The sequence below is a fragment of the Hymenobacter jeongseonensis genome (assembly GCF_015694725.1).
Classification (GTDB): Bacteria; Bacteroidota; Bacteroidia; order Cytophagales; family Hymenobacteraceae; genus Hymenobacter; species Hymenobacter jeongseonensis.
In genome coordinates this window covers 71,250-91,322 of record NZ_JADQDQ010000010.1, presented here as the reverse complement: position 1 = coordinate 91,322, position 20,073 = coordinate 71,250, and the positions used below count along the sequence as shown (strand labels likewise).

The following is a 20,073-nucleotide window of genomic DNA, read 5'->3' as shown; positions in this document are numbered from 1 at the left end:
AGAATCGGCCCTTTGCTGCCATTTCTACCCCGCCATTATACTCATAGCCCGCCGCCCAGCGGGCGAAGGCGGGCTGTGAGGGCCTCGCGGTAGCTGCGGCCCACGGGCACGGTGTGCTCGCCTAGCCGCACGGTGTGGGTGCGGGAGTCGAGAGCGTCGATAGCGGCCAGCTGCACGGCATAGCCGCGGTGCACCTGGCAGTACTGGCCGGCGGGCAGGTGTTCCAGTAGCTTGCACAGGTTCAGGCGCAGGGTAAACTTGCGGGTGGCGGTGCGCAAGTGGGTGTGGCCGCCGTCGGCTTCGAGCAACAGTACTTGGGCCAGCGGCAGCTTCACAAAGCGGTGCTGCTCGCGCACAAAAATGCCACCGAGCATTACCGTGCCCTCAGCCGGCTCACTGGGGTCATCGCCGGTCAGCAGGCCCTGGGCTCCGGCAAAGTGCTGCAGGGCCAGCTCGATGCTGTGGCCCAGCAGCGGCCCGTTGTAGGGCTTGCCCAGAAATGCAAACGGCCCCACCTGCCGGGCGCGGGCAAAGGTGGGGCTGTCGGGAAACGCCGTGATGAAAATGAGCGGCACCCGACGGCGGGCCACCAGGGCCGCCGCCGTTTCGATGCCGTCGCGAGGGCCGTCCAGGTGCACGTCGAGCAGCACCAGGTCGGGCTGGAGGGTGTCGAAGAGGGCTTCTGCCTCGTCGGCGGTGCGCGCCGTGCCGGCCAGCTCGTAACCCAGTTGCAGCAACTCGTGCTGCAGAATACGGGCCTGCATCCGGTCATTCTCAACAGCCAGTAGGGTAATGTCAGCGGTAGGCACAGAACTACAAGGATTAAATGGTCAGCTGCTTGGCGGTGGTTCTGCGAAACAGCTTGTCAGCACTAACCCTACTGTCACTATCGGTTAAACGACGACTTAGGAAATGGGTTCGTGAGCTGCGACGGCCGGCAAAGTAGGCAACTCAAACCAGAACTGCAGGCCGGGACCCTGGTCGTTGGGTTCGCCGTGCAGCTCGCCGCCCAGCAGCGCCACAAAATGCCGGCACAAGGGCAGCCCCAGGCCGGTGCCCGGCTCGCCGGCCGTGCCGGGCTGCGAGGCCGCATTTTCTGCCCCCATCGCCAGAGCCAGCGCGGCGGCCGGCATGCCGCGGCCGGTGTCCTGCACGCCGAAGCGCACACCAGTGGCCGTGGCCTGCGCCGTTACTGCCACCGCGCCGCCCGTCGGCGTGAACTTAATGGCATTGGCCAGCAGGTTGCGCAGCACAGTCGTGAGCAGGGTCAGGTCGGCCCACACCCACGCCTCGGCCGCGACGTCGATGCCGACGGCAATGCCCTTGTGCTGCGCCACCGGCGCGTACAGTTGCACCACGCTCTGCACGGCTGTGGTCGCTCGCAGCCGCACGGGGTGGCTGCTCACCAGGCCTCCTTGCAGCCGGGCCCAGTCAAGCAGATTGTCCACCAACGCTCCCACGTGCTGGGCGGTGCCGTCGAGTTCCTCCACCAGTTCCACCGCGTCGCGGGGCGCTTCGTCCCCCAGCGCCGCCCGTAGCAACGGCGTCACCTGCTGAAACATAGCCACCGGCCCGCGCAAATCGTGGCCGATGATGCGCATCAGCTTTTGCTGGGTTTTGTTGGCCTGGCGCAGGGCGGTTTCCGAGGCTTGCAGCCGATGCCGCGAGCGCTGCAGTGCCATGAGCAGCGCCCCGCCGCCCAGCAGCAGCAGCAGCAACGCGCCGGCCAGCAGCCCATACTGCCGGGCGCGGGCGGTTTGCTGCTCGGCCCGCAGCTGGCTGATGCGCCGCTGCTGGCTCAGGGCCCGAATGCGGGCTTGCTGCTCGGCCACGCCGAACAGCGTTTGCTGGCGCACGATTTCTTGGTTGCGGGCCCGGCTCTTCAACTCATCGTGCAGCTTCGTGTAGCGCAGCAACGTGTCGAAGGCTTCGGGGCGGCGCAGGGCGCCCAGCACTCGGGCCAGCACCAGGGTGTATTCATCCACCTGTGATTGGTCGCCGGTTAGGCGGGCCAGCCGCAGCGCTTGCTGCGCGTAAGGCAGGGCCGCTGCCGGCTGGCCCAGCGCCAGGCGAGTGGAAGCTAAGTTGCCCACAGCATAGGTTTCGAAGCGGCGCTCGTGGGCCGCGCGGGCCAGCCGCAGCTCACGCCCGAAAGTGGCAGCGGCCGAGTCGGGGTGGTGCTGGGCCAACTGGAGCAGCCCGATGAGGTCGAGCAGGTTGAGCAGGTCGGGAGCGGTGGTGCTGGGCCGCACCAGGGCTAAGGCTTGCCGCAGGGGGCGGTCGGCCCGGTCGTATTGCCCCACCTGCAGGTAGGTGTTGCCGATGTTGGTGAGCACGCCTACTTCCCGGTCGGGAATGGCGGGCCGGCAGGTGGCGTACACGGCTCGCGCCTGCTCGAAATACGCCACGGCCCCTGGCACGTTATTCATGGCATCGGCCACGACGCCCAGCCCCGAGTAGGCGAGGCCGGTCAGCGGGCAGAGATTGGCGCGGCGGGCGGCGGCTAGGGTAGCCTCGTAGGCGTGCTGGGCGGCGGGGTAGTCGCCCCGGTGGTACTCGCTGCTGGCCAAAGCATTGAGTGAATAGGCCAGCCCCGGGGCGTCTTGGATGCGCCGGGCCAGCGTCACGCCTTGCTGGGCATATTGGCGGGCGCTGTCGAGCTGCACGTTGCGCAGCGCCCGCGCCAGCAACCAGTAGGTGCGCACCCGTGCCGTGTCGGGCTGGCCGGGGCGGTGCAGTCGGGCCTTCAGGCTGTCGGCATTCAGGGGTGGAGCGGCTAGCACCTGGGTTATGCTACTCCAGCAGCCTACCAGCACCAGCGCCCGCAGTAGCAACCCAAAGCAGCGTTTCTGCCAACCATCAGAAGCGTCGGCAAGGCGCGGGAATAAACGGAACGGGTGGCGCATGGTGGGGCTAAGCTGGATTTAATGAGCAAATCCATTCCAACAGAAAAGGCTGCTGCGCGTCTCCCATTACTTCGCAGTCGTACAAGGCCGGTAGGTTGGGCGCCGGGGCAAGCTGGTCGTAGGCAAAGAGCAGGCGACGCGTCACTTGTTTGGGATAGTAGGGCTTTGAGGTCAGAGCCTTGGCCTCGCGGCATTTCTGCAATAGGGCGGGCAGTGCCTTTCGCGACAGGGCAATCTGGTTGCTCATGTGGGCGAGGATATGCAGACACAGAGCATCAGTACACGACGCAGCGAGATACGGCGCATCCCTGTAGCGGAAAACGAAGCGCCCGGCCCGTACTCGGCAATTTGTTGCAGATTGGCCGGGGGCCGGCTGCCCCAGCAGTACAAACAGTAAGAAGCGTTCCAGCCCTGGCAAGGAATCGGCAGTCAAAATAGAGAGAATACTGGACATAGCTGCTTAAGAACGAAGAAACTGCCCTGGTGCAGTGGCGGTCGAAAGCAGACGCAACCACCGAGCTTTACCCACATTTATATAAGAATATTACCGAAATGTACTCAAAACAGATACAGTAATCTGAAAAACGGAGTAAGGTCTGGTAGGTCAGGAGGAATAAACGGAGACAAACCACCTCTTTAGAAGATAAATTTGGCTTGCCATCTCCTAGAGAAGCCACATTTTACGCTCCACTCGCGGCGCAGGGCCGGTTTTGCGTGCACCTGCCCGCCGCGCCGCCGGCGACCCTGCGCCTCTGCTTGGTGAATGCAACCCTCGCCCAAGCGCTGCTCCCAGCGCGAGCGATATTTCTATAGACGTTGGCCTGCATCCCGCGGAACTCTACCTCGTGAGCCGTAGCTGCCAGTCTGTTGCTCACGCAGCGGCTCATGCTACAGTAAGTGCCGCAACACCGCGCAAAGCGCCGCAACATCGCGCAGCAGGTTTCCTTTCTAGTTAAGCGCAACAGTCCGAAAAGCAAAACGAGTGTGGCTGTTGCAGAACACTGCGCTAAGCCTTAAAAAGCGGTTTGCCGAACTCACAACTACCCGAAAACACTGCTTTTCAAGCAGTCTTAGATTGTTTTTTGCCCGCTCAGGCAATTTGAGGCACTTTGCTTATTTCTGCAACAGCTACGGTCCGCTACGCTAAATGAGCCTTTCGCGTAGCGGACGTTAAGCCGGTACCTTTAGGGGCAGGCACACGCGAAAGGTTGTGCCTTGGCCTTCCTGACTTTCCACATAGAGGGTGCCACCGTGGCCTTGGGTGACGATGTCGTAGCTTAATGACAGGCCCAGGCCCGTGCCCTCGTGGGTGGGCTTGGTGGTGAAAAATGGTTGAAATATCTTGTCCACGATGTGGGCCGGGATGCCCGTGCCATTGTCTTGCACCCGGATTTCGATGTGCCCGGATGGCAGTTGCTGCGTGGTCACGCTCACTTGCGCCACGTAGCTGGCTTCGTCGAATTTCTGGCGCTGCTGCACGGCGTAAAAAGCATTGGTGAACAGGTTGAGCAGCACCCGACCCAGGTCGGCTGCCACGGCCGGTACCAGGCACAGGCTGGCATCCAAGTGCTTAACGCGGGCGACGTGGAAGGCAGGATGCTTGGCGCGCAGGCCTTGGTAGGCTAGGCGCAGGTATTCTTCTACCAGGTTGTTGATGTCGGTGGGCGTGTGCGGCGCGCTGCCGTGGCGCGAGCGGGCCAGCATGCCGGTAATGATGGTGGTGGCGCGCTGGCCGTGCTCGCTGATTTCCCGCAGGTTTTGCTTGAGGCCCGCCAGCAGCAAATCGTGGTTGGCGTCGCGGGTGCGCGGGTGGACGCCGTCATCGGCCATGTCGTCGACCAGCACGGCACTGACCTCCGCAAAGTTTTTCACGAACGCCAGCGGGTTTTGCAGCTCGTGGGCAATTCCGGCCGTTAGCTCGCCCAAAAAAGCCATTTTCTCGCTTTGCACCAGCTGCGCCTGGGTTTCCTGCAGCTGCGTAATGGTGTTGCTTAAGGCGTCGCGCTGGCAGGCAATTTTCGCGTTTTGGGCGTTGAGTTGCCGGTTGGCCCGCTGCTTGTGGCGGTTGTTACGCCAGAGCAGGAACAGCGCCGGCACCGTGCTGGCCAGGGCCGCTAGCAGCCAGTAGTAGCGGCGCTCATCGGCCGCGGCCTCTTCCCGGTCGGCCAGTTCCTGCCGCCGGAGCCGCTCGCTCACATCCAAGGCTTGTATCTGGGCCATTTTGGTGCGGCTAAACAGGCTGTCGCGGGTGGTGCTGGCCAGGGTGAGGTACCGAAACGCCGCCGCCGTGTCGCGGCGGGCCGCGTGGGCCGCCGCCAGAAACTGGCTGGCTTCCAGAATGCCTTTGGGGTATTGCCCCAATTGCCCCGCCGCCAAGGCCTGCCGCCCAAAATAAAGGACGGAATCCGTCACCGCTGCGGCTTGGCGTTCCAAAAGATGGGCTTGCCCAAGGTAGGCCCGGCACAGGGCAAACGTAATGCGCGGGCCCGTGGCGCGCCGGATGCTGCTGCGGTAGTAACGGCTTGCCAGCCGGTAGTTGCCCAGCCCGGTGTGAATGTTGCCCAGCATGGCCGCGTCGCCCACTTCGCTGGTCAGGTCGCGCTGGCTCAAGTCCAGGGCGTAGCCGCGCTGGGAGTAGAGCCGCGCCGAGTCGAGGCGGTTTAGCTGAACGTACACGTTGCCGATGTTGCCCATCACGCGGGTGAGCAGCTTGATGTTTTGGTGCTTTTCGGCCACGGCTTTGGCCCGGAAAAAATAGGCGAGGGCCGGCCGGCTGTTGCCTTGCTCCCAGTTTAGGTAGCCCAGGGCGTTGAGGGCGCGGGCCGTCATTTCCGAATCGTGCAGTCCCTCCGCAAGCCGCAAGCCTTGCAGGCCCACTTGCAGGGCGGCGGGGTAGTTGCCGGCTTCCCGAAAGCCGGACCCCAGCCGGACCAACGCCCAGCCCTCGCCCCGCTTGAACTGCAGCTTCTGGGCCAGTTGCAGCGCCTGTTTGCCGTATGCAATGGTGAAAAGGGGCGCGGTTTGGGTGTACTCGTAGGCCATTTGGGCCAGCCGCAACACCCGGTTCGAGTCGGGGGGCGCAGTAGCCAGCAGCTTTTGAAGGCTGTCGGTGCGCGCATCGTGGTGCGGAACGGCGGCGGCGGCCGTTCCGCACCACCACAGTAGCAGCAGTAAAATTCGTTTCATAGCAGCAGAAAGAAGGGTAGGGGCAAGCCCATGCGCCGAGGTAAACCCAAGGGCAAAAAAAAGGACTCAGCTTGCGCGTATTCCAGCCGGCGCGCTAAGAGAAATGGGGTTCTGTGGGCTTGCTTCTGCAAGCGGGGTATTTCAGTATCACCTTTATAACGAAAGGTGTACCTGCTGTCAGCCAAGCGGCAACAGTTGGCCCGGTAGAGCTGCCAATGTAATGATATTATTTAATATGGGAGAAGTGCCGCTCCATGAATTTGTCGTTTTGATGTGGAGGCGCCGCATCTTTGCAGGGCGTTTCCTTTCTCGTCTTTCGTGCCCCTCCCCACCACTCCCTTGCTCACTGTCTCGCGCCGCTGGGTGGGGGTGTTTTTGGGGTTGCTGGTGCTGCTGGGCGTGGCCCTGCACCGCGATTACGGCATGAGCTGGGACGAGCCCGCCGACCGCCTCAACGCCTTTGTGAGTGCCAAATACGTTGCCCTGAAACTGGCGCCCCGCCTCGCCCAGGGCCAACCGCGTTTGGCCGACATTCCCGACCTGCGCCAGCACCGCGACGCTGACCACGGCGTGCTTTTTATGCTGCCGCTGGTAGTGCTAGAGGCCCTCTGGCCGGGCCCCGACCCCGCTGCCTGGGCTTACCGGCGGCATTTGCTGGGGTTTTTCCTATTTGTGGCGGGTACGTGGGCCGTGTTTCGACTGGGGAAAGCCCGGCTGGGCAGTTGGCGGTGGGGACTGGTGGGGGCGGGGCTGCTGGTGCTCTCGCCTCGCATTTTCGCGGAGGCGTTTTATAACTACAAGGACATTGTTTTTCTGAGCTTGTTTGCCCTGGCCATGCTCACGCTCCGCCAGCTGTTGCGGTGGCCCACGGCGGGGCGGGCGCTGCTACACGCGGTGGCCACGGCAGCGGCCATCGATGTGCGAACGATGGGCGTGCTGGTACCGCTGCTCACCCTGGGTTTCGGAGCATTGGAGCTGCTATATCGGCCGGAGCGGCGGCGCGGACTGGCCGGGGCGCTGGGCCTGTATTTGCCTGCGATGACGGTGGGAGTGGTACTGGGCTGGCCGTATTTGTGGGAAAACCCGGTGGGCAATTTCCTGGCTGCACTGCACAGCTTCAGCCAGTACGCCAAGCCGCTGGAGGTTTTCTACTGGGGCGAATTTGTGTCCATTCAGGCGCTGCCGTGGCACTATGCGCCGGTGTGGCTGCTCATTACCACGCCGGTGCCCTACACCGTGCTTTTTGGGCTGGGCATAGCCGGCGTGGTGAGTAGCGCCTGGGCACTGGGCCTCAGGCGCTGGCTGCGGCAGGCCAGCGCGCGGCACGACTTGCTGCTGCTGGCGTGGTTTTTTGGCCCGCTGCTGGGCATCATTCTATTGAATTCCTCCATTTACGACGGGTGGCGCCATCTCTACTTCATTTACCCGGCCTTTGTGCTGCTGGCCGCGCGGGGCCTGCGGGCACTGTGGCAGGCCTGGGGGGGCTGGTGGCCGGGGCCGAAACGCGGGCCGTTGCAGACCTGGGGCGCCGGCGCAGTATTGGGACTGGTGGCGGTGGGCACTGCCCGCACCGCGTGGCGCATGGTGGCCGAGCACCCGTATCAATACGCCTATTTCAGCTTCTTGCCGGGCGCGGCCATTGAGCGGAATTTCGAGCGCGACTACTGGGGCCTCTCCACGCGGCAAGGCTTGGAATGGGTGCTGACCCACGACGCCCGCCCGGTCCTCACTGTGGGCATGGACGAACGCACGGCCCTCACCCTGCTCATCAACCTGAAAATGCTGCTGCCAGCCGACCGCGCCCGGCTCCGCATCGTCGCCCCCGCCGAAGCGGAGTACTTTTTCACCACCTACCGCTGGCATCCCGGCCCGTACCCGGCCAGCATGGGCCGGCCGGTGCACACCATTCGGGTGGGCGGCGCGGCCGTTCTTACGGTGCTGCACCGGCCCTGAGCGGCCGGTGAGGTGTTTCTTTGTGGCCTGAATCTCTTTTCTGCTTCGTTGCCGAAGCCCTGTTTTTCTTTCGTTGTTTATGCCGCTGCTTGAAGTTACGGATGCCCGCCTGGCGCGGCAGTTTATCGCCTTGCCCGCCCGCCTGCACGGCGCCGTGCCGCAGTACATCGGCCCGCTGGAAAACGAGGTAGAGGTGGTGTTCGACCCCGCCAAAAATCCCAAATTCGCCAACGGCGAGGCTACGCGCTGGGTCCTGACGGATGCCACGGGCACGGTTATCGGCCGCGTCGCGGCCTTCCTGAACCGCGACGCGGTGGACGTGCAGAACGCCGACTTGCCCACCGGCGGGCTGGGTTTCTTTGAATGCATCGACGACCAAGCCGCGGCCAACCAACTCTTCGACGCGGGTCGGCAGTGGCTGGCGGCCCGCGGCATGCAGGCCATGGACGGTCCCATCAATTTCGGCGAGCGGGACCGGTTTTGGGGCCTGCTGATTGACGGCTTCGACCGCCCGCCGAACTACGGCATGTTCTGGCACCCGCCGTACTATCAGGCGCTGTTCGAGCAGTACGGGTTTCAGCTTTACTTCAAGCAGTACACCTGCTACCGCACCACGGCCGCGCCGCTACACGCCAGCTTTGCGAAAAAGGCCGAGGACAATGCCGCCGAGTTCCACTTTGCGCACGCCCGCAAGCAGGACGCCGAAAAGCTGGCGCAGGATTTTCATCACGTCTATAATTTGGCCTGGGCCAAGCATACTGGCGTGAAACCCATGACCCTGGAACAGGCTCGCAACATTGTGCGCGAGATGAAGCCGGTGGTGGACGAACGTTTGCTGTGGTTTGCGTACCGCGGTACCGAGCCCGTGGCCTTCTTTATCAGTCTGCCCGAGTTGAACCAGATTTTCCGGCACGTGGGCCGGCGCCTGAACTTGGCGGGCAAGCTGCGTTTTTTGTGGGAGCAGTGGCGCTTCATGCGGCGCTCCGACAAACGCTTGTTCGGTATCATTTACGGCGTGGTGCCCGAATACCAGGGCAAGGGCGTGGATGCCGCCATGCTGGTGTATGCCCGCCAAGCGTTTATTGACGCCGGCTATGCCGACATCGAAATGAACTGGATTGGCGACTTCAACCCGCGCATGCTGGTCACGACCCGCTCCATTGGGGCCACCATCGTGAAAACCCACGCCACGTACCGGTACCAATTTGACCGGGAACGGCCGTTTGAGCGCAGCCCGATAATTAGATAATTCGCGGCCGACCGGCTCGGCGTACTACGCGTTAGAAGGGATAGCCGATGGCCAAATTGAGCCGGAAGGCATCGCTGGCAGGCGTGCCGTACGGCGCGGACAACGGCTTGGCGAAATCAAAGCGGATAACGAAGAACTGCACGTCGAGGCGCAGGCCGACGCCCGCTCCGATGGCCATCTGTCTGAGAAAGGTGCTGGGCTTGAACTCGCCACCCGGACGGTCGGGGTCGGGGTTGGCCAGCCAAATATTGCCGGCATCCACAAACACGGCGCCTTTGAGGTAGGGCACCAGGTCCTGGCGGTATTCTATATTGCCCTCAAGGCGAATGTCGCCCACTTGGTCGTAGTAGCTGATGGCGTTTTCCAGGCTTTGGTCGGGCCGGTAAATGCCCGGCCCAATCTCGCGGGCCGCATACGCCCGCACCGAGTTGGGGCCGCCGATGCCGTACTGGCGCAGGTAGGGCAGCGACCGTTGGCGGGAGTTGCCATACGGCAGGCCGATGCCGGCCTGCAAGCGGGCCACAATGCGGTTGCCGGACGATGGATTGGCCGAAATGCGGTAGTACTCACGGATTTCGAAGTCGAATTTGGTGTACTGCGAAAACTCCTGGTTGAAAAGCGTATACCGGTCTTCGGCGTTTTTGGGCAGGCCCACCACGTTGCCGAGGGCAGCGGCCAGGTTGCCGCTTACTTCCACTTGGCCCTGGAAGAAGATTTGCTGGCGCCGCTGCTCCAGCACCTGCTGGTTGTAGGTGTAACGGTAGCTACTGCCCAGAATAAACTGCTGCCGAAACGAATTCTGGAGAAAGGGCCGCTGCTCCAGAATGCGCTGAAACGTGTCGGTGGTCGAGACCAGGCTGTACTGCAAGTCAATGGGGCGCAACTCCTGCTCGTTGGTAATTTTGGTTTTCCAGCTGTAGCCGTAGTTCAGGTTGAAATTGCTGGTGCTGAAGAAGCCCGTTCGGGTGATGAAGCGGGCGCCGGCCCCAAAGTTGGTGCGCGGCTGAAAGTCGGAGTTGGGCAAGCGAATGTCCAAAATGGGCAGGTTGGGCGCCACCAGCCGGGGCACGCTGAGCTGGGCGCTGACGCCAAATTCGGTCGAGGTCAGGCCGGTGTTGTTGCGCGATTCCGCGCCGGCCGGGGCCCGCGTCTGAGTTTCGGCAATGGCCGTGCCGTTGATAAGCAGCTGCTCGCCGCCGCGCAGCGCCGAGCGGTTGCGGTACGACACCACCAGGCCCGGACCGGTAAAGCCGGTGTTTTTCGTCACCATTTGAAGGTCGGCGCGCAGGCTTTTCTTCTTGAGCTGGGTCATCAGCACGTCCACGTCCAGCCGGCCGCGGCCGGCCGAGTCTCCAGCTACGGCCGGCTTCATCCGAATTTCCACGAACTTGAACACGTTCAGGCTCATCAAGCGGCTGATGGTCTGGTCGCGCCGTTTGCGCCGGTATAGGCTATCGGGGTAAAGAAAGGTAGCGTTGGTGATGGCCTTGGCCTTGAACACTTCCTCATCGGGGAAGTACTGATAGCCACGGAACAGTATCGGCTTCCGCGTGACCGTATCAGTCAACACGTAATTGGTGTTCAGCTTAATAACATCGAGCCAATACGGCTGCGTGGCCTTTTCGGGAGCCGTGGCCTTCACCCGCAGGTACACGTTTATTTTGTTATTCAGCGTGCTATCAACCTGAAAGAGAATGTAGTCGGGATTAAAATAGAAGTAGCCCTTATTTTTCAGGATGTTGTCAATGCGCACCCGCTCGGCGGTGAAGGTGTTCAGGTTGTACGCGTCGCCCACTTTGAGCAGCGTGCCACTTTGGGTGGCCCGGATGTCGCCGTCAATCAGCGTGTCGCGGTCGGGAAAGTGGATTTCCTGAATGGTGTACACCCGACCCACCGTGGCGGTGTAGTCCACCTGCGCCGTTTTACCCTTGGTTTTTACCTCGTGGGTCACGGCGTTCTTAAACAAGCCGTTGTTGTAGAGCCGGTTGGTAATTAGACCGGTGGTAGCGCTGATTTTCACATCCTTCAGCAGCACCGGCGGCTCGCCAAACTTGGTGGCCAGGAATTTCCCCAGGCCCTTTTCCTTGCCCTGGCCCAGGCCCCAGAAGTACAGCTTGGGACGCAGCCCAAAGAAGGACGAATTGGGCTTGGGCTGAATCACCGACTCCAACTCGGTTTGCAGCGCCGCTTCGTTTTTGAGCTTTTCGGGGCTTTTGAGGATGACCTCGCTGCCGGTGTATAGTTGCTGGCCCTCGGGGATATGGCGCAAGCCCGAACAAGCCGCAAACAGCAATGGAAACAGAACCAACGCGAAAGCCCGCACCAGCCGGCTGGTTGCAGGCTTGCCCTCGCTTCGGGAAAAGCGTTGGGCCCGATAGGTAGCAGAGGATAAGACTATGGTACGGCGTAAGTAATCGAACATATTAAAAATCAGTCAGTATCGTCCAGCAATAGCTTAGCGCCCCCGCGTGGTATCGGCCCGCGCGGTGGGCTGGCTCTGGATGGAATCTTTCTCGGCTTTTTTCTCGGCCTTCTCGACTTTGCGATTGGCTTTCCGCTCCTCTTTGACGGACGCCGGTACTTTCGAGAACAGCTCCTGCAGGTCGCGGTAATCGCGCTGGAACACCAAGCCCGCCCCCGTGCGAATGATTTGGCCGTCGATGTCTTCGTAGCCGTTTTGGCGGAAAACCCGCAACCGCAAGCGGCCGTCGGCGAGCAGGGTGTACTCGATGCTCACGTCGCCGGTCAGGTTGCTGGCGGTGTTCTGGCCCTTGGTAGCCTGGGCGCCCGCGCTGGAGGTGCCGCTCAGGGCAATGTCGGTGCCCACGCGCACGGTCAGGCGGTTATTGAACAGCTGGCGGCGCATGGCCACGTTCAGGTCGGTGCGGCTGCGGGCTTCGCCGGAGCTATAGTCGGCTTGGTTGGTCACGCCCAGGTCCAGCCCAAGGCCCGAGAGGTACTTATCGGTCAGGCTGCTGAGCTGGTCGGTGAGCACGGCGCTGGCACTGCCGCGCAGCTGGCTGGCTACCAATCCTTCGCCGCTGCTGGTTTCGAAGGGCTTTTGGGCTACAAACCGGCCCAGAATCAGCAGCGAGAACACCTGCTTGCTCAATTCCGACGTCTGGTTGGGCTGGCGCAATTGGCCTAATTTGGCTTCTACCTGGCCGCCCAATGCCCCGCGCTGGTTTTCGGGCAAGGTGATATCGAAGCCGATGGAGGGCTTGCTCAGCTGCTCGGTCACGTTCAGCAGCACGTTGAACGGAAGGCGGTTGCGGGCGGCCGTGTTGGTGGTGCCGTCGTCCTCGCCCTGGCTGGCCAGCAGCTCGGCGGGTGCTGCCTTCACCTTATAAATGGCCGTGAGGTTGAGGTTGGCATTATACGGGTCGCCGTCCCAGGTGATGGTTGAGCCGCGCTGGAGGATAAAATCTCGCGAAGCCAGGTTGTAGAGCGACATGTGGTACTGGCCGCGCGCCACTTCCAGCCGGCCGCTGAGCGTGATGGTGCCGTCCGGTGCAATGTTGGTGTTGAGCGTGCCGTCGGCCCGCACGCGCAGGTTGTCGCCGCTGGCCGGGTCGATGACGATGGTGAAGGGCGTGCGCGGCGTAACGGTGACCACGGCCGTGATATCGTAGCCGGTGGCGGCCACTTTTACGGTGTCCACGGCCAGATTGCGGGCCAGCATGGTATCGATGGGGGCACTCACGTCGATGAATTCCACAATGCCTTCGCGCTCCACGGTAGTGGGCGTGGCGCTGGGCGACTCCACGGTCAGGTTAGAACCTTCCACGACGGTCACCCGGGTATCTATTTTAATGAGTTCCAGCGGGCCGGTCAGGCGCGTTTCCGAGTCCAGAACAAGGCGGCCGTAGAACAGCTCGTTGTTTTCCCTGGTGCTGCGCACGGCCATAAAATCCTTGGTCGTGGCCCGCATGTCGAAGGCGTAATCGATGAAATTGGTGGTGAGCAAATAACCATTGGCCACCGCTTTGTTCGATGCCGAATCCAGCACGGTAAAGTCGTTGAAAGCAATGCCGCGGTCGTCAAACGTCAGGCTTTGGTTGGGCATCCGGAACGGCGAGCCCAACTGCGGCACAATGAACCCGGCATCGGCAGACGTTGTGAGCGCGCCCCGTACCTGCGGGGCCGCCGTGGCACCGGTCACGGTGAGCTGGCCGCTCAGGTAACCGCTAGCGCTGCGCACCTGGCCCACCGAGAACGGCTCGACAATTTTGAGGTTGAGCCGCGTCGCGTTCACGGTGAAGTTGAGCGGCGTGGCACTGGAGGTGAGGTAGGTGCCGTTCACGCGCACATCGTTGCCGCTGCCACCCACGCTGCCCGCGGCGCCGCCCGTCAGGCGGGCGTCCACGTCGTAGCGATTGGGGGCAGGGTTGGTGGCATTCAGGGCAATGTCGCCGATGAGGGCTTTCTGGAAAACCAGGTTGCTGACCGTGGCATTGGCCGTGAAGGCCTGGCGCGGGGTGCCCAGGTTGTCAATTCGGGCCGTGCCATTGAGCGTGCCGGCCACCAGCGAATCCTGCTGCTGCACGATGCGGGCCAGCTCGGCCAGCTCAAAGTTGTTGAACGTGACGCCCAGCGGCGATGTGGGCACGGCCGGGTTCTGGCTTTGCAGGGCGAGGCTGCTGCGGCCGTTGGTCAGGTTCAGGCCATTGGCCGCCACGGCGCCGGAAGGGTAGTAGCGCACGTAGTTGTTGGCGCCCGCGGTCCAGGCCTGGTAGTTAATCACCTGTTCGGGCGCCGCCACAAACTGGTACACCACTTGGTCGTTGCGGTCGCGCGGGGTTAGCTCCTGCAAGGTGCCAGCCAAGGCCAGCCGCTCGCGGTTGGCCGAGTCACCCAGAATGGCCGCACGGGTGAAAATCTTGTTGTCGGCCACGTTGCCGATGATGCTGGGGCGCCGCAAGCGCAGCGTGGTATCCTGCGCGGCCTGGGCCATGCGCAAGCCGTAGTCCAGCTTGCTCGCATCCGAATCTACGTTCAGGCGCAGCGAGTCGATGCGGTAGTTTTCGTAGCGGATAACCGGAATGCTGGCGTTGGCGGTGAGCTTGGCGGCCTGGCGGCTGTAGTCGCCGGCCAGCGTGAAGGGCGAAATCTCCTTCAGGCCCGGCACCAGCTTGGTGGCCAGCTTGGCGTCTTTCAACTGCAGCTCGTACGTGAAGCGGCGGTCGGCGGAGCTGGCCACGTAGCGCACGCCGGGCAGGTCAAAATACCGGTCAATGTGCTGTTGCAACTCGGGCGCCAGATTGCCAAGCAGCACGTTGCCATCCAATTTGGCGGCCACGATACTGGAGTTGAAATCAACAGTTGCCCGGGAAGCGGTTTGGGTGATTTTGGCCCGTACCGTATCAAACGCGAAGGGCTGGTTGTCCTTCACCACCACGATGTTGGTGCCACTGAAGGTGCCGTTGAGGGTGTTGAGGCTGCTGCCGGTGATGTTGGCGTTCAGCTTGCCCTGCACCCGCAGGTCGCCGCCGGTGTAGAAGCCCAGCGCCGTGAGGTTGGCGCCGCGCAGATTGAGCGACGTTACCTCGTAGGTGGGATTGTTGGCGTCACGCAGATTTACCACGGCCCGTAGGTCAAGGTCGAGGTTGGGGTCGTTTTTGCTCTGGGCGTTGATGACGTAGCGGTTGCGGTCGAGGTCGACGGTAGCGGCCACGCCGCGATAGGTGTAGCCGTTGTACACGGCGCTTTGCACATTGGCTTTCACCTGCCCGACTAGGGTAGCGGGGTCCTGCACGTCGCCGCTGGCGTTGATGCGTCCGGTCGCCGTGACGCGTCCAATGGTGGGGTCTTTCAGCAGCTTACCAAAGTCGAACCCGCCCACTGCGAAACTGCCCACCACCGGCTGGCGGCCATTGGCCTGCTTGGCGCCCAGGTTGCCATTAAAAGCCAAGTTGCCGTAGCTGGAGCGCAACTGAAGGTTGGTGTCAAACTGCAAAACGGTGGGCCGCCCGCGGAACGTGCCACTCACCGACAGCGAAGACGGAATGCTGATATTAGCTGGAATACTGCCCTTGGGCGCCAAACTGCGGATATCCGCTTCGGTGGTGCTGAACTGCTGAATGTCCAAGTCGGCATACAGCCGCGAATCCACTTCGGGCAGGCCCTGAATGCGGCCGCGCCGGGCCCGCAGCACCGTGTTGCGCAGCCCCACAAACTCCAGGTTGCGCACCGTGAAGTCGCCCACGCGGCCGGCAATCTGCCCGTTGAGCAAGACCGATTGGTTGGGGCCGGTGTTGAAGGGCGCGGTCCCCGCGAGGTCGGGTGCCAGGTACAGAATGTCGCGGAAACCGAGGCGCACATTGCGCAGGTCGCCTTCAATCTTCAGGTTGGGCAAGTTCTTGGTCTCGCCCAGCGCCGCCAGGCTTTCGTAGCCAATGGCCAGCGTGCGCCGAATACGGGTGTGCGGCGTCACCAAATCCAGGCTGTCGAGGCGGATTTGCACCGAGTCGTACACCACATTAGCCCGCCACTTATCGATGCGGAAGCCGCTTTGCTCGCGGCCCGCCAGGTTGTCAACCTTGGCCGTGGTGCGGTTTTCGGAGTACGACAAATCGCGCGTATTCAGCACGAGGTCGGTGAAGTGCAGGTGGTTGTAGTCGAGCGCCGGGATGCGCGTGCGCTGCTTGGGCTGGTTGAAATTGTCAAAATTCACGGCCAAGCCGCTGATGTCGGACTGGTCGAGTGCCACCCGCCAGCCCGGCGAAGAGGTAGCCTGCCCGGTGGCCGCTTTAGCCTGGTCCGTGGCCTCATCGAGCTTGCGCACTGCTTCGGCGGGGTTCACCACGCGTTGCTCCACGGGCACTTGCTCGTTTTGAGCGTAGGCAAACGTGGTGTTTTTAAGCGTCAGCTTGCCCAGGTTTACGCGCTGGCGCTGCAAATCAATGTCCTTAGCGGTGATGTCGGCCAACCCAATGTTGGTGCTGATGAACTGCGCCGCCGGGTCGTTCTTGTACACAAACTGCACGCTGTCGAGCGTGGCCCGGTTCAGGCCGAACTGCAGCGTGAGCGGTTCGGTGGGCGCGGGGTTGTCCACTTCCGGGGCCGTTTTAGTTTGCACAATGCTGATGGATGCGCGCCGCAATGCCGCGTTATCCACCTTGTAGATGGAGTTGTCCACATCTACCTCGTCCATGTTGGCGGTGAACTCTCCGATACGGGCCCGGATGTCGGAGCCCGTCACTTCGTCGCTTTGGGTAAAGTAGATGTTTGTGAGCCGAGCTTTCCCAATGTCGTACTTCAGCGCCGAGGCCGTGGTGTCCACCGGTGCGTTCGGGTCGGTGAAGGCGGCGAGGATGAAGTCGTAGTTGTTCACCGAATCGGGCTCGGTGCGGGTCAGGCGCACGCGGCCATCGTTCAGCTCGATGTTGGAAACGTTGATTTCACTTCGCATCAGCGCCCAAATGTCCAAGTCCACTCCCAGGTGACCAACCGAAAGCAAAGTATCGCGCTGCTGGTCGGCCAAGTACACGCCGTCGAGGTTGATGGCGTGGCGGAAGTCGGTGCGAAACTTGGCGATGCGAACCTCCGTCTTGAGCTTGTCGCGCAGGTAATTTTCGGCGCGTCGGGCCACAAAATCCTGGCCAGCGGGAAATTGTAACACCGCCACTGCCACCACAATAATGAGGAGCACGAAGGCCAAAAGCCCCAGCAAACCGTAAAGGGCACGACGCAGAAAAATGGACAAAGCAGAAGGGGGTAAGCGGCAAACACAACAGGACGCATGAACCAAACGCAAAATGCCCGGCCGGGGTTGGCAATCCTTCGTATCCAAGCTTATATAACACTGCTTGATGCGGGCTGCCCAGCACCTGCCTTATCTTGCACCCCCCAAACTCACCGATTGCATGATACTACGTTTTTCCTTACCCTACCGCACCGTCTTCGGGCAGCGTTTGGCCGTGTGCGGTTCGCACCCCGACCTCGGCAACTGGCAACTGGCCACCGCGGCCCCGATGCACTACAACGAAGCCACCACTTGCTGGCAATACGAGCTGACTGTGGCCGATGCGGCCGGCGAGCAGTCGCTTACTTATAAGTACATCTTGCTTGACGCCAACACCGGCGGCGAACATTGGGAGTTCGGCCCCAACCGCGAGGTGGCCTTCAATGCCTCCCAGGCGCAGCGCCTGCACCTGGCCGACTATTGGCGCGCCCCCGCCCAGCCCGAAAACGAACTGTTTACCGCCGCTTTCACCAAAGCGCTGTTCCGGCGCCCGGCGCAATCAGCTCCCAGCGCTCCGGCAACTCCAGCGGGAAAGGGCAAAAAGGCGAAAGCCGCTTCCACTGGTCCCGCAACCAGCGCGGGTGCTCCCGCCGCAGGCGAAACCGTATTTCGTATTCTGGCCCCGCGCGTTGAGCCCCAGCACCAGCTGTGCATCCTCGGCTCCGACCCAGCGCTCGGCGCTTGGGACAACACCAAAGCCCTCGTGCTATCGGACAGGGAGTACCCCACCTGGGCCGCCGCCGTCAAGCTCGCCAACCCCGGCGACGACTGCCTCTATAAATACGCCATCTGGGATGCGCAGGCCGGCCATGCGCTCGACATGGAAGGTGGCGAAAACCGCATGGTGCCCGCTACCGCCGACCAGACGGCCGCCCGCGTTTTCAACGACGAAGCGTATCAGTACCCCGATACCTGGCGCGGTGCCGGCGTGGCGCTGCCCGTTTTTGCCATGCGCAGTGAGCAGGGCCTCGGGGTAGGGGAGTTCTCCGACCTGAAGCTGCTGACCGATTGGGCCGTGCAAACCGGGCTGAAACTGGTGCAGATTCTGCCCATCAACGACACCACGGCTACCCACACTTGGGTTGATTCGTACCCATATGCCGCAATTTCGGTGTTTGCGCTGCACCCGCAGTTTATCCACCTCGAAGGCATTGCGGCGCTCAAAGACAAGAAAGCGGCCCAGGAACTGGCCCGCCTCAAGCTGGAGTTGAACGCCAAGGATTTCGTGGATTACGAGCCGGTGATGACCGCCAAGTGGAAGTTTCTCAAGCTGCTGTATCAGCAGCAGAAAAAAGCTTTCCTGGCCGACCCGGAGTACCGCGCATTCTACGCCAGCCAGTCCGAGTGGCTGGTGCCCTACGCGGCCTTCTCGGCCCTGCGCGACCGGTTCGGCACCGCCGATTTCCAGCTGTGGCCCGCCGAGTTCCAGACCCCGCCCAACTTGGCCGAGCTGACCGCCGAAACCGCGGCCGACTACGACGAATTCGGTCTGTTTTTCTTCGTGCAGTTCCACCTCGACAAGCAATTGCTTGCCGCCGTGGACTACGCCCGGAGCCGCGGCGTGGTGCTGAAAGGCGACCTGCCCATCGGTATTTATCGCCACTCGGTAGATGCCTGGACCCAGCCCGAACTCTACCACATGGACCGCCAGGCCGGCGCCCCACCGGACGATTTCTCCACCACCGGCCAGAACTGGCGCTTCCCCACCTACAACTGGGAGCGCATGGCCGAGGACGATTATAAGTGGTGGAAGCAGCGCATGGGCCACCTCGCCCGCTATTTCGACACGCTGCGCATCGACCACATTCTGGGCTTCTTCCGCATCTGGGAAATGCCAATTGAGTCGGTAGAAGGCCTGCTGGGGCACTTTTCGCCCGCGTTGCCGCTGCACCGGCACGAGATTGAGCGCCGCCTGGGCTGGTTCGATTACAGCCGCTTGTGCGAACCGTATATCCGCTGGCACATGCTTCAGGACATCTTCCAGGGCGAGGCGCAGGCCGTGTTCGATGAGTACATGTACGACGCCAGCTACGGCCGCATTCACCTAAAAGAGCCAGTTGATAACCAGCGCAAAATTGAGGAATACGTTGCCGCGAAAATAGCCGAGATACCCGAGCACGCTGACTATTTTGCCTGGTTGCAGAAGGGCTTGTTCCAACTGGTGAACGAGGTGCTGTTCGTGCCCGCCGGCGACGACTTTTACCACCCGCGCATTACCCTGAACAAGAGTTATTCGTTCCGGGAGCTGGATTCGGACGAAGACCGCCGCCGTCTCTACGACGACATTTACGTGGACTTTTTCTTCCGCCGCCACGAGGAATTCTGGCGTCAGCAGGGCCTCGTGAAACTGCCGCCCGTGCGCTACGCCACCGACATGCTCATCTGCGGCGAGGACCTGGGCATGGTGCCCGCCTCTGTGCCCGGCGTGATGAAGGAATTGGGCATTCTGGGCCTGAACATCCAGCGCATGCCCGCCAATCCCGAAACCGAATTTGGCCACCCCGACACCGCGCCCTACCTGAGCGTGGTGACCACCAGCAGCCACGACATGAGCACCGTCCGGGGCTGGTGGGAAGAAGACCGGGTGCGCACCCAGCGCTTCTTCGAAACCATTCTCGGCCATTGGCGCGAAGTAGCGCCGTTCTACTGCGAGCCCTGGGTGGCGCGCGAAATCCTGGTGCAGCACCTGCACTCGCCCGCCATGTGGGCCATCTTCCCGCTGCAAGACCTGCTGGCCATGGACACCGGCCTGCGTCGCGCCAATCCGCACGACGAGCAAATCAACGTGCCCAGCAACCCCACGCACTTCTGGAAATACCGCCTGCATTTGCCCCTGGAAGAACTGGTGGAAGCTGTGGGCTTCAACGAGCCGCTACGGGCACTGGTGGAAGCCAGCGGCCGGGCGTGAAACCGCCAAAGGGCCGGTGCCATCTGATTATTTAAATTGGGTAACAACGCTATAAGTAACTGCGCAACCATGTAAAAACAGGATTTAGCACGTGGGAAATCTGTCCATGTGTTTGCCACGATTAGCA

At 62.2% G+C, this 20,073-nt stretch carries 9 protein-coding genes; 3 read left to right on the top strand and 6 right to left on the bottom strand.

All coding sequences use genetic code 11. The features are described from left to right. Positions 1-41 precede the first annotated feature (41 nt). The 4 genes from I2I05_RS17750 to I2I05_RS17735 all read right to left on the bottom strand — a co-directional run bounded on the left by I2I05_RS17750 (position 42) and on the right by I2I05_RS17735 (position 6,092). Positions 42-809, bottom strand: a complete 768-nt coding sequence (locus tag I2I05_RS17750; RefSeq protein WP_196283605.1) for a LytR/AlgR family response regulator transcription factor — start codon at positions 807-809, stop codon at positions 42-44. Between the two features lie 96 nt (positions 810-905). Continuing rightward, positions 906-2,906: an ATP-binding protein gene (locus I2I05_RS17745; protein ID WP_196283604.1), complete on the bottom strand. Its 2,001-nt coding sequence runs from the start codon at positions 2,904-2,906 to the stop codon at positions 906-908. A gap of 7 nt (positions 2,907-2,913) precedes the next feature. Next, positions 2,914-3,360 (bottom strand): hypothetical protein, encoded by a 447-nt coding sequence (locus I2I05_RS17740; protein ID WP_196283603.1) that lies wholly within the window; start codon positions 3,358-3,360, stop codon positions 2,914-2,916. Between the two features lie 716 nt (positions 3,361-4,076). Beyond that, positions 4,077-6,092 carry a tetratricopeptide repeat-containing sensor histidine kinase gene (locus I2I05_RS17735; RefSeq protein ID WP_196283602.1) on the bottom strand — a complete coding sequence of 672 codons (2,016 nt, stop codon included), beginning with the start codon at positions 6,090-6,092 and terminating at the stop codon, positions 4,077-4,079. A gap of 318 nt (positions 6,093-6,410) precedes the next feature. On the opposite strand from I2I05_RS17735, the gene I2I05_RS17730 reads away from it, so the two are divergent. Both I2I05_RS17730 and I2I05_RS17725 read left to right on the top strand, forming a co-directional pair. Beyond that, positions 6,411-8,045 carry a hypothetical protein gene (locus I2I05_RS17730; RefSeq protein ID WP_196283601.1) on the top strand — a complete coding sequence of 545 codons (1,635 nt, stop codon included), beginning with the start codon at positions 6,411-6,413 and terminating at the stop codon, positions 8,043-8,045. Positions 8,046-8,124: 79 nt separating this feature from the next. Then, entirely contained in the window at positions 8,125-9,294 is a 1,170-nt protein-coding gene (locus I2I05_RS17725) for a hypothetical protein (protein ID WP_196283600.1), read from the top strand. Positions 9,295-9,325: 31 nt separating this feature from the next. Here I2I05_RS17725 and tamL read toward each other — a convergent pair whose 3' ends face one another. Together tamL and I2I05_RS17715 are read right to left on the bottom strand one after the other, a co-directional pair. Continuing rightward, positions 9,326-11,716 (bottom strand): translocation and assembly module lipoprotein TamL, encoded by a 2,391-nt coding sequence (gene tamL / locus I2I05_RS17720; protein WP_196283599.1) that lies wholly within the window; start codon positions 11,714-11,716, stop codon positions 9,326-9,328. 33 nt (positions 11,717-11,749) lie between these two features. After that, positions 11,750-16,999, bottom strand: a complete 5,250-nt coding sequence (locus I2I05_RS17715; protein ID WP_196283598.1) for a translocation/assembly module TamB domain-containing protein — start codon at positions 16,997-16,999, stop codon at positions 11,750-11,752. Positions 17,000-17,159: 160 nt separating this feature from the next. Between I2I05_RS17715 and I2I05_RS17710 the strand changes: the two genes are divergently transcribed. After that, positions 17,160-19,946 carry a 4-alpha-glucanotransferase gene (locus tag I2I05_RS17710; RefSeq protein ID WP_196283597.1) on the top strand — a complete coding sequence of 929 codons (2,787 nt, stop codon included), beginning with the start codon at positions 17,160-17,162 and terminating at the stop codon, positions 19,944-19,946. The last annotated feature ends 127 nt before the right edge of the window (positions 19,947-20,073 follow it).